General features: G+C 61.4%; 9 protein-coding genes and 3 tRNA genes. All 12 read right to left on the bottom strand.

Features of this window, described 5'->3' with window-relative positions; translation table 11 throughout:
• Positions 1-540, bottom strand: coding sequence for a (2Fe-2S)-binding protein (locus AC3IX1_RS09975; protein ID WP_007982256.1), 540 nt, complete (start codon positions 538-540; stop codon positions 1-3).
• Positions 533-3364: a xanthine dehydrogenase family protein molybdopterin-binding subunit gene (locus tag AC3IX1_RS09970; RefSeq protein WP_489388022.1), complete on the bottom strand. Its 2832-nt coding sequence runs from the start codon at positions 3362-3364 to the stop codon at positions 533-535. Before AC3IX1_RS09970 ends, AC3IX1_RS09975 begins: the two co-directional genes overlap by 8 nt.
• Before the next feature lie 458 nt (positions 3365-3822).
• Positions 3823-3899: transfer RNA gene (locus AC3IX1_RS09965), tRNA-Asp, on the bottom strand.
• A 105-nt stretch (positions 3900-4004) separates the two neighbouring features.
• A tRNA-Asp gene (locus tag AC3IX1_RS09960) sits at positions 4005-4081 on the bottom strand.
• 53 nt (positions 4082-4134) lie between these two features.
• Positions 4135-4210, bottom strand: a tRNA-Val gene (locus AC3IX1_RS09955).
• Positions 4211-4424: 214 nt separating this feature from the next.
• Positions 4425-5201: an SDR family oxidoreductase gene (locus AC3IX1_RS09950; protein ID WP_489388021.1), complete on the bottom strand. Its 777-nt coding sequence runs from the start codon at positions 5199-5201 to the stop codon at positions 4425-4427.
• A complete protein-coding gene (locus tag AC3IX1_RS09945) occupies positions 5198-6409 on the bottom strand; it encodes an O-succinylhomoserine sulfhydrylase (RefSeq protein ID WP_489388020.1) in 1212 nt (403 codons plus the stop codon). Before AC3IX1_RS09945 ends, AC3IX1_RS09950 begins: the two co-directional genes overlap by 4 nt.
• A 73-nt stretch (positions 6410-6482) precedes the next feature.
• Positions 6483-7988: an amidophosphoribosyltransferase gene (gene purF / locus AC3IX1_RS09940; protein ID WP_489388019.1), complete on the bottom strand. Its 1506-nt coding sequence runs from the start codon at positions 7986-7988 to the stop codon at positions 6483-6485.
• A gap of 41 nt (positions 7989-8029) precedes the next feature.
• Positions 8030-8590: a CvpA family protein gene (locus tag AC3IX1_RS09935; RefSeq protein WP_056722189.1), complete on the bottom strand. Its 561-nt coding sequence runs from the start codon at positions 8588-8590 to the stop codon at positions 8030-8032.
• A 98-nt stretch (positions 8591-8688) separates the two neighbouring features.
• Positions 8689-9357, bottom strand: a complete 669-nt coding sequence (locus tag AC3IX1_RS09930) for an SPOR domain-containing protein (protein ID WP_489388018.1) — start codon at positions 9355-9357, stop codon at positions 8689-8691.
• Positions 9341-10648, bottom strand: coding sequence for a bifunctional tetrahydrofolate synthase/dihydrofolate synthase (gene folC / locus AC3IX1_RS09925; RefSeq protein WP_489388017.1), 1308 nt, complete (start codon positions 10646-10648; stop codon positions 9341-9343). The genes AC3IX1_RS09930 and folC overlap by 17 nt, the downstream gene beginning before the upstream one ends.
• The gene (gene accD, locus AC3IX1_RS09920; protein WP_489388016.1) at positions 10645-11565 is read right to left on the bottom strand and encodes an acetyl-CoA carboxylase, carboxyltransferase subunit beta; all 921 of its coding nucleotides are present in this window, start codon (positions 11563-11565) and stop codon (positions 10645-10647) included. Before accD ends, folC begins: the two co-directional genes overlap by 4 nt.
• Between the last annotated feature and the right edge of the window lie 59 nt (positions 11566-11624).

Below are 11624 nucleotides of genomic sequence, written 5' to 3'. Positions count from 1 at the left end.
TTAACCCTCCTTGACCAGGCCGAGATCGGTCAGCACGTTGCGGGTGGCGCTGTAGTAACGCACGTACCCGGTGCAACGGCAGATGTGATGACCGAGGCTGTCCTCGATGACTTTTTCCAGCTGGCTTTTGACGATCGGCTGACGCTGCAGCTTCTCTACCAATACGGTCGCGGCGTTCACAAAACCCGGCGCGCAGTAGCTGCACTGGAAGGCGAATTCGTCGACGAAGCGCTGCTGGATCGGGTTCAGTTCGGTGACCTTGCCCTGCTCGTCGCGGGTCGCATGGCCTTCGATGGTCCGCACTTTCTTGCCTTCGAAATAGTGCGCACCGGTGATGCAGGTGCGCACTTCTTCGCTGGTGCCGTCGGGGTTGTCGACGATCACCACGCAGGCGTGGCAGATGCCCTGGCCGCAGCCCAGACGCGAACCTGTGAGGTTCTTGTACTCGTGCAGGTAGTCGATCATCGGCAGGTCATCAGGGATGTCCACCGGGCCGACGGATTGACCGTTGAGGGTCAGTTGAAGCGGACGGTTAGCCATTGAGGGCCTCCTTGATGCGTGCAGAAGTGATAGGCAAGTCGCGGACACGTTTACCGATGGCATGGGCCACGGCGTTACCGATGGCACCCACCACCGGGATCATCACCACTTCGGCGATGCCCTTGGACGGGTCACTCGGCGACAGCGGCGGCAGGATGTCCGCCGTCTGTTTCCACACCGCGACGTGACGCGCCATTGGCAGGCGGTAACGGTTGAAGTTCCAGTCACCCTCCCCCGGACCGCCTTCGTACAATGGCATTTCTTCCATCAGCGCATGGCCGATGCCCATGGCGATCCCGCCTTCGAGCTGGCCCCTGACCAGCTCTTCCACCAGCACCCGACCGCACTCGACCCACGAGTGGTGGTTGAGCACCGACACTTCTGCCGAACCCTTGTTGACCTTCACTTCCACCAGCGTCGCGACCGGGCTGTAGTAAGTCACCGCCGCGTTGTTCAGCTGGGTCGCCGGGTAGGCGATGCCCTGCCGATCCAGCAGATGGAAACCGGCGCTGTTCATCTGCGCCTTCTTCGCCTTCGGTGCACCGTCGCCGTACTTGACCGCCAGGCCGTCGAGCGGCAAGCGCTCACGCACGCCATCGATGCTGAACTCGGCCTCGGCCCAGCTCCAGCGGTTGAAGCCGTGCACGGTGGCGCCGCTCACCAGGCCACGTTCGTGAACGCGCTTGGCCAGCATGGCGAACGGCAGTGGCTCCATGCCGTTGGCCGTGAGCTTGCCGTCGACCCAATGGGCGTCTTCGCGGCGCACCACGTAAGGGTTGGCCTGGCCGCCGTAAGGGCCTTGGCGCCAGATCTCCAGCGCCGCCGGCCACAGGCCGTGGTTGAACAGCACGCGCGCCGCTTCACGGGTGGCGTGGCTGAAGTAGTACGCCGAGTTGGTGGCCGACGAAGCCGAAGCGACCTTGCCGACCCAGCGTGGATTGCGCAGGAAATTGTCCTGCTCGGCCTGGCTCATGATGTACGGGTTGCCGCCACTGACCAGCTGCAACTCTTTCCATTCGGTTTCGCCGGTCTTCACTTCGTGCGCCGGGATACCGAGGAAATCGGCCACGACCATGGCCTGCGAGGTGGACATGCCGGTGCCGATTTCGATACCGATGTGGCGCAGGCTGATGCGACCTTCGGCCGTGAATTCAATGCTGGCCATCGGCGCTTCGGAACCGGTACCGAAGTCTTTCTGGCAGATGGCGAAACCCACCCCGTACCAGTTGTCCGGATCGGCGGCTTCGCGTTGTTTCTTGATCGCGTCGCGGTTTTTCCAGGTGTCGTGGACCGCCGCCTTGTCGAGAATCTCGTGCAGGCGCAAGGCACCGGCAGGGATCGCGCCCTGGGTGTTTTTCATGCCCGAGCGCAGCGCGTTCTTGCGGCGCAGTTCGATGGCATCGATACCGAGGCGATCGGCGATTTCGTCGACCATCATCTCGGTCGCCGCCATGCTCTGCAGGGTGCCGTAGCCACGCATTGACCCGGCTTCAACGGCGCGGGAGTGATAGGCCGTGACCTGCAGATCGTTCTGCGGCATGTAGTAGATCGACTGTGCCGCCGTGGCGCCCACCGCAGCTACGGATGGGCTGTAGTTGATTCGCCCGCCACCGTCGACGCTCATCTCGGAGCGGAAAATCTTGAAGCTGTGGTCGTTCTTGTCCACCGCCAATTGGTAGTGAATGTCGAACGGGTGACGCTTGATGCCGCTCTGGAACTGCTCGTAACGGTCGTTGGCCAGGCGTACCGGCACACCGGCGCCGTACAACGCGGCCAACGCTGCGTAGTAGACGAAAATGTTGTGGTCCTTGGAGCCGTAGCCAACGGTGTAACCCGGGTGCATGTTCAGGTTGGCCAGGCCGAAACGCGACGGCGCGATCATCTTCGCGGTTTCGGTCGCCGCTTCCAGCGGACACTGAGTGGCGACGACGAAATGCAGGGTCTTGGTGGCCGGGTCGTACCAGCCGTTGCCGTTGTCCGGCTCCAGGGCGGCCGGTTCGATCGACGGGGTCTTGTAGCGCTCGTCGAACACCAGCCAGTTGTCCGGCGGCGTATCGATCTGCTGCTTCATGCGGTCGGCGTAGAACAACCCGCGCTCGGTCAGGTTGCCGTGCAGGTTCGGCTGGGAGTTCCACACCGGACGACGGTTTTTCAGCATCGGGAACAGGATCGAATCCTTGAGGCTGGCGAACTCGTCTTCGTCCGCCGAGGTCGCGCCGCCGACGCGCACGTAGCGGAAGCTGCCGTAAGGATCGCCTTCATAGAACGGCACCTGGGCACCGTAACGAATCGCCTTGTCATTGAATTTGAGTTGGTTCTTGGCCTGACGGAAGCGCTCGAAATCGTTCCAGATCAGGATCGCCACCGGGTGACCGATAAACATCGGCACCTTGCCGGCCGGCAACAGCGGATCCGGGGCGTGCTCCTCTGGGAACACGATACCGTCCTTGACCAGGTCTTCGGCGGTGACGATGCGGTCCGGCTGCAACTCGGCACCGAGCCACGACAGGTCGATACCTGCAAAGATGTGGTCGGCCTTGATGGTTTTGAGCAGCATGGCGTGGCCTTGCTGCTGCGGCCAGCCCGGCATGTCCTTGGCGCGGATGTCGCGGGCAAAGACTTTGCTGCCGCAGACCTTGGACAAGGCATCGTTACGGGCGCGCGCCTTGCCATTGTTGCCGAGCCACTGCTCGGACGGCACGGTCACGCTGTTTTCCATCAAGGCGGCCAGCGCCTGGCTGCTCAATGGCGTGAGCGTCACGCTCACACCCGCTACCAGCCCGCCCTGAAGGAACGAGCGCCGGGATATATCACGGTTGGACATGGATCATCCTCTGGGCGGTTATGGGGTCCGCCCTTCTGGTTATGTACTGGAAAATCTCGAGTCTTGCAGAAGCCCCTTTTGACGATACAAAGGGCTGTTGTTGACAGTGCAAAGCTGACCGAAAGGTTAAGTTTATAGGCTTATGCCCTTACGGAAAACCAAAAACTGACCAGCAAATCAAAAAAACGCGACTATTCGACGCAGCACAGTAATAGTAGACGTGAATCCCGGTAGCGCGAGGTCAGAGGCGCCGCTGAACGACGGCGTCGTCAGTACCCAATCGGTCAACCCTGCAAAGTGGCATGCAGAAAGGTCCGGCTGGAGTAAGGCGAGAGGGGAAGATCTGAATTCCAGACACAAAAAACCCCGGTCTTTCGACCAGGGTCTTTGCTATCGACTCGAAGTAACCAGTGGTTTCTTCGTAGCTCCAAGGCGTTCAGTGGGCCTCGGGGCAGATATGGCGCAGCGGACGGGACTCGAACCCGCGACCCCCGGCGTGACAGGCCGGTATTCTAACCGACTGAACTACCGCTGCGTATCGCTTTGAGCTGACGCTCAATTAACTCGTCTGATTAAAAGCTCTGAGACTTTTCAATCTCTCTTTTAATCTCAAATCAGGACATGCCTGACCCGGAAAATATGGCGCAGCGGACGGGACTCGAACCCGCGACCCCCGGCGTGACAGGCCGGTATTCTAACCGACTGAACTACCGCTGCGCGTCGGTGGAGGCATTTCAGCCTACCTCTTGCTTTCGCAAGTATCTCGGAAGTGGTGGGTGATGACGGGATCGAACCGCCGACATTCTGCTTGTAAGGCAGACGCTCTCCCAGCTGAGCTAATCACCCGTTTGCATCTCCGAGGCCGCGAAATTTACGCAGGTAGCGAACCTAAGTCAATAGCAGGATTGAAGTTTTTCTGAAAAAGACGAAATCTTTCATTCCGGCCAGCGTCGGCAACCATCAGTCCGCCATCGCGAGCAGGCTCGCTCCTACAGTAGTCCGCGGTTCTCATGTGGGAGCGAGCCTGCTCGCGAAGACGGCAATACATTCAACACCTGTATCACTCGCTGTAAATCATCTTCTTGGTCATGCCGCCATCGACCACGAATTCCTGGCCGGTGACAAACCCGGCGTTTCTCGACAGCAGCCAAGCCACCATCGCTGCCACATCCTCGACCGTCCCTACCCTGCCCGCCGGATGCTGGGCATGATCGGCTTCGGTCAACGGTTTTGCACGCCGCACCGAAGGATCGCGCGCGTCAATCCAGCCAGGGCTGACCGCATTGACCCGGATCTCCGGGCCAAGGCTGATGGCCAACGCATGTGTCAGGGCCAACAAACCACCCTTACTCGCCGCGTAAGCCTCTGTGTCGGGCTCCGACTGCCCGGCGCGGGTCGAGGCCAGATTGACGATGGCACCGCTGTGAGCGCGCAGGTACGGCGCACAGTGTTTGGCCAGCAACATCGGCCCACCGAGGTTCACCGCCAACACCCGATTCCAGTGAGACAGATCGAGGCTTTCCAGGGTGATGTTGTGTGGATCGGCAACCGCCGCATTGCATACCAACGCATCCAGGCGCCCGAACTGGCCGAGCACCTCGGCCACGCCCAGCGCGACTTGCCCCTCGTTGGAGACATCCATGGCGATGAACCAGGCGTTGTCGCCCAGCACTTTCGCCACTTTCGAACCGCGCTCCCGGTCCAGATCCGTCAGCACGACCTGCCAGCCTTCGCTGATCAGCCAGGCCGAGATCCCCAGGCCAATGCCCCGCGCAGCACCGGTCACCAGCGCTACGCGGCCATTCGAGCCAGTGGTCGGCGTAGACAACTCGATCACAACGCAGCCAGGCCGCGCGCCAGATCGGCTTGCAGGTCCGCCACGTCTTCGAGGCCGACCGCAACGCGGATCAGGCTGTCACGAATGCCCGCCGCTTCACGCTCTTGCGGCGCCAGGCGACCATGGGAGGTAGTGCTCGGATGGGTGATGGTGGTCTTGCTGTCGCCCAGGTTGGCGGTGATCGAAATCAGGCGCGTGGCATCGATAAAGCGCCAGGCACCCTCTTTGCCGCCCTTCACTTCAAAACTGACGACCGCACCGAATCCCTTCTGCTGGCGCAGCGCCAGTTCGTGCTGCGGATGGCTCTTGAGGCCGGCGTAATGGACTTTTTCGATACCTTCCTGCTGCTCCAGCCACTCGGCCAGTTGCTGGGCGTTGGCGCAATGGGCCTTCATCCGCAGGTTCAGGGTTTCCAGGCCCTTGAGGAAGATCCAGGCGTTGAACGGGCTCAGGGTCGGCCCGGCGGTACGCAGGAAACCCACCACTTCTTTCATCTGCTCGCTGCGGCCGGCGACCACGCCGCCCATGCAACGGCCCTGGCCATCGATGAACTTGGTGGCCGAGTGCACGACGATGTCCGCGCCCATTTTCAGCGGCTGCTGCAACGCCGGAGTGCAGAAGCAGTTGTCGACCACCAGCATCGCGCCTTTGGCGTGAGCGATGTTCGACAGCTCGGCGATGTCGACCAACTCGGCCAGCGGGTTGGACGGCGACTCGACAAACAGCAATTTGGTGTTGGCCTTGATTGCCGCATCCCAGCCGGACAAGTCCGCCAGGGCCACGTAATCGACTTCAATGCCAAAACGCTTGAAGTATTTCTCGAACAGGCTGATGGTCGAGCCGAATACGCTGCGCGACACCAGCACATGATCACCGGCGCTGCACAGGCTCATCACCACGGCCATGATCGCGGCCATGCCGGTGGCAGTCGCCACGGCTTGCTCAGCGCTTTCCAGGGCGGCAATGCGCTCTTCGAAGGCGCGTACGGTCGGGTTGGTGTAGCGCGAGTAAACGTTGCCCGGCACTTCCCCGGCAAAACGCGCGGCGGCGTCGGCAGCGGTGCGGAATACATAGCTGGAAGTGAAGAACATCGGATCACCGTGTTCGCCTTCCGGCGTACGGTGCTGACCGGCACGTACGGCCAGGGTATCGAACGCTACGCCTTCGAGGTCGCTGTCCAGCCGACCGGCATCCCAATCCTGACTCATGCTGTCACTCCTTTCCCTATTCTCGTAAATTAAAAGCCAGATACAAAACCGGCCCCTCAGGGCCGGTAATTACTCAGTTGTTGTACAGATCGATGATCGCACTGACTGCCTGCGTCTTGACCTTGGAGGCATCGTTGCGTGCCTGCTCGATCTTGTTCAGGTAAGCCTCGTCGACGTCGCCAGTGACGTACTGGCCGTCGAACACCGCGCAATCGAACTTGTCGATCTTGATCTTGCCGCCACCGACCGCTTCGATCAAGTCAGGCAGGTCCTGATAGATCAGCCAGTCGGCGCCGATCAGGTCAGCCACGTCCTGGGTCGAACGGTTGTGCGCGATCAGCTCGTGAGCGCTCGGCATGTCGATGCCGTAGACGTTCGGGTAGCGAACCGCTGGCGCCGCGGAGCAGAAGTAGACGTTCTTGGCGCCGGCTTCGCGGGCCATCTGGATGATCTGCTTGCAAGTAGTACCGCGAACGATGGAGTCGTCCACCAGCATCACGTTCTTGCCGCGGAATTCCAGCTCGATGGCGTTGAGCTTCTGGCGTACGGATTTTTTCCGCGCGGCCTGGCCCGGCATGATGAAGGTCCGGCCGATGTAGCGGTTCTTCACGAAGCCTTCGCGGAACTTCACGCCCAAGTGGTTCGCCAGCTCCAGCGCCGCGGTGCGGCTGGTGTCGGGAATCGGGATGACCACGTCGATGTCGTGATCCGGACGCTCGCGCAGGATCTTCTCGGCCAGTTTCTCACCCATGCGCAGACGGGCCTTGTAGACCGATACGCCGTCGATGATCGAATCCGGACGCGCCAGGTAGACGTGTTCGAAAATGCACGGAGTCAGCGACGGGTTAGTCGCGCACTGACGAGTGTGCAGCTTGCCGTCTTCAGTGATGTAGACCGCTTCGCCCGGCGCCAGATCGCGAATCAGGGTGAAGCCGAGCACGTCCAGAGAGACGCTTTCGGAGGCGATCATGTACTCGACGCCTTCGTCGGTGTGACGCTGACCGAAAACGATCGGGCGGATGCCGTGCGGGTCGCGAAAGCCCACGATGCCGTAGCCGGTGATCATCGCTACGACGGCATAACCACCGACGCAACGGTTGTGCACGTCGGTGACGGCGGCGAAAACGTCTTCTTCAGTCGGCTGCAACTTGCCGCGCTGGGCCAGTTCGTGCGCGAACACGTTGAGCAGCACTTCCGAATCGGAATTGGTGTTGACGTGGCGCAGGTCAGATTCGTAAATCTCCTTGGCCAGCTGTTCAACGTTGGTCAGGTTACCGTTGTGCGCCAGAGTGATGCCATACGGCGAGTTGACGTAAAACGGTTGGGCTTCGGCCGAAGTCGAGCTGCCCGCGGTCGGGTAACGCACATGGCCAATGCCCATGTGGCCGACCAGACGCTGCATGTGACGCTGATGGAACACGTCACGCACCAGGCCATTGTCCTTGCGCAGGAATAACCGGCCATCGTGGCTGGTCACGATACCGGCAGCGTCCTGGCCGCGGTGCTGGAGGACGGTTAGCGCGTCATACAGCGCCTGATTGACGTTCGACTTACCGACGATACCGACGATGCCACACATGCGACGCAACCCCTACTTAATGGATCTGAACTGAGCACTACTCACTGAGGCGTTTTGGCCGTCGGCAAGAGTTGCTCCTTGAACGGAATATCAGCGGGTACGCTGATTCCGCTGGCAAGCCACTGACTGCTCCACCCGAGGATCAGGTTTTTGGACCAGTCTGCAACCAATAGAAATTTTGGCACGAGCTGTGACTCTTTCCACCACCCGTCCTGCTGTACCGGCCCCAGGCTCAATAGCCCGACGGCGATGACCACCAGCAACCCGCCACGCGCGGCGCCGAAGGCCATGCCGAGGAATCGGTCGGTCCCGGAGAGCCCGGTGACGCGAACCAGTTCGCCGATCAGATAATTGATCATTGCGCCTACGATTAAAGTGGCGACAAACATGATGGCACAGCCCGTGATTATACGTGCCGATGGCGTTTGAATGTACCCGCCGAGGTACTCGGACAGTGAGCCACCGAACATCCAGGCTACGACTCCTGCGATGATCCAGGTCAGCAGCGACAGCGCTTCTTTGACGAAGCCGCGGCTCAGACTGATCAATGCGGAGATGGCGACGATTGCTACGATCGCCCAGTCAACCCAGGTAAATGGCACAGTGCAGCCTACAGACGGATAAGGCGGCGCATTTTAGCAGAGCCCATGCTTATCGGTAAGCTGCGATTGTCAGTGCATTTCATATCGGGACGATAGTTTTAGCCACGTTCCGGCTGAAAGCGCACGACGAACCCCTTGAGGTTCTGCTGGCGGTTCAGCAAGTCACGCAGCCGGTCGGCTTCAGCGCGCTCGATCAACGGCCCGACAAACACCCGGTTTTTGCCGTCGGCGGTACGGATGTAGGCGTTGTAACCCTGGCTGCGCAGGGTTTTCTGAAGCTTTTCCGCGCTTTCACGGTTCGACAGGCTGGCCAGTTGCACCGACCAGCTGACAGACAACCCATTGGCATCGACACGGCTTTGCGTGGTGTCCGGCTTGCCCGGTGCCGCGGTGATCGGCTGGGCAGGCGCCGTTGCAGGCTTAGCCGCCAAAGCCGGGACCGGCGCGGGTGCAGCCGGCTTGGCTGCTGGCGCTGGCGCCGCAGGTGCTGGAGTCACCGGAGCAGCTGGCACCGCCGATTCCTGCTGGGCGATTTCGTCATCGCTCGGCACGGGCTCCTGAGGCAAGGCTTGCGGCTCGGGCACCACCACGGGCTCGACCTGTACCTGGGGCATCGCCGGCGCCTGCGGAGCCGCAGGCGCTTCGACCGTCACCTGGCGCTGTTCGTCCTGGCGGGAAAACAGCATCGGCAGAAAAATCACCGCCAGCGCGACCAACACCAGGGCGCCAACCATGCGCTGTTTGTATGCCTTATCCAGCAATGCCATTTGCCGCTTCCTCCGTGGAGCGCCGGGCCAGCCATTCAAGGGCCTCGGCAACACAATAAAATGATCCGAACAACAGGATTTCGTCGTCGCTCGTGGCCTGCGCGCACTGCCCGTCCAGGGCGGCCGCGACACTGCCGTATGACGTGACCGACGCACCAAGACCTTGCAACGCATCGTGCAAATCCGCAACCGGACGCGCCCGAGGCGAATCCAGCGGTGCGACGGCCCAGTGCTGGACACTAGCATTCAATTCGCCGACAACACCACCCAGGTCTTTGTCCGCCAGCAGCCCGAACACCGCCAGACGCTTGCCGACCGGCGGGCGACTGGCCAGGCGACGAGCCAGATACTCCGCCGCATGGGGGTTGTGCCCCACATCCAGCAATAGATTCAGGCGCTTGCCTTGCCACTCGAACGCGCGGCGATCCAGACGACCGACCACCTTAGTTGCCCGCAGCGCCTCGATAATCTGCGCATCCACCCAAGGCAAGCCGAGCAGCAGGTACGCCTGCAACGCCAGCGCAGCGTTTTCCATCGGCAGATCGAGCAGCGGCAGGTCGCGCAGTTCAACCGCGCGCCCTTGCCCATCAACACCGCGCCATTGCCAGTTGTGATCGGTCACACCGAGGTCAAAATCGCGCCCCCGCAGGAAAAACGGGCAATTGAGCTCGCGCGCCTTGTCCAGCAGAGGTTGTGGAGGATTCAGATCGCCGCAGAGCGCAGGCGCGCCCTGACGGAAAATACCGGCCTTCTCGAAGGCCACGGACTCTCGGGTATCACCCAGGTAATCCGCATGATCGACGCCAATACTGGTGACCAGCGCCATGTCGGCGTCCACCACGTTGACCGTGTCCAGACGACCGCCCAGACCGACTTCCAGCACCACCGCATCGAGCCCGGAGCGCTGAAACAGCCAGAATGCCGCCAGAGTGCCCATTTCGAAGTAAGTCAGGGAAGTGTCGCCGCGCCCGGCCTCTACCGCGGCAAAGGCCTCGCACAACTCGGCATCCGTGGCTTCGACGCCATTGACCGTTACCCGCTCGTTGTAACGCAGCAGGTGCGGGGAGTTGTACACCCCCACTTTCAAGCCCTGGGCCCGCAGCAAGGACGCCACGAACGCACAGGTGGAACCCTTGCCGTTGGTCCCGGTGACCGTGATCACCCGAGGCGCCGGCTTGCCCAGTCCCATGCGGGACGCTACCTGCTGCGACCGCTCCAGGCCCATGTCGATGGCCGAAGGGTGCAACTGTTCAAGGTAGGCGAGCCATTCGCCAAGGGTACGTTGGGTCATAGGCTGGCGGGTACCGGTGGAACCACGATCGGCTCGATGGGTGCAGCCACGAACTTCGGCGTCGGCAGGCCCATCATTTGCGCCAGCAGGTTGCCCAGGCGCGGACGCAGCTCCTGACGGTCGATGATCAGGTCGATGGCACCGTGCTCCAGCAGGAACTCGCTGCGCTGGAAGCCTTCCGGCAGTTTTTCACGCACGGTCTGCTCGATCACGCGCGGACCGGCAAAACCGATCAATGCCTTCGGCTCGCCGACGATCACGTCGCCCAGCATCGCCAGACTGGCGGAAACGCCGCCGTAGACCGGATCGGTCAACACGGAGATGAACGGGATGCCTTCTTCGCGCAGACGAGCCAGCACTGCGGAGGTCTTGGCCATTTGCATCAGGGAAATCAGCGCTTCCTGCATCCGCGCACCGCCGGAAGCGGCGAAGCAGATCATCGGGCAACGTTTTTCCAGGGCGTAGTTGGCGGCGCGCACGAAACGCTCACCGACGATGGCGCCCATCGAACCGCCCATGAAGGAAAACTCGAACGCCGAAACCACGACCGGCATGCCCAGCAAAGTACCGCTCATGGAAACCAGTGCGTCTTTTTCGCCGGTCTGCTTTTGTGCAGCGGTCAGGCGGTCCTTGTACTTCTTGCCGTCGCGGAACTTCAGACGGTCAACCGGCTCCAGGTCCGCACCCAGCTCGGTACGGCCTTCAACATCGAGGAAGATGTCGATACGGGCGCGGGCGCCGATACGCATGTGATGGTTGCACTTGGGGCAAACGTCCAGGGTCTTTTCCAGCTCCGGACGATACAGCACAGCCTCGCAAGACGGGCATTTGTGCCAAAGACCTTCAGGCACCGAGCTCTTCTTGACCTCGGAACGCATGATCGAAGGGATCAGTTTGTCTACTAACCAGTTGCTCATGCTTTCTTTCTCCAGTACCGGCGGCCCGAACGCTCTGGTTCGCGGCCCCGTGTATGCCC

It is taken from the genome of Pseudomonas sp. KH_046_2, from assembly GCF_057838985.1.
Note: the sequence above shows the minus strand (reverse complement) of the source record. Positions and strands in the feature narration are given on the sequence as shown.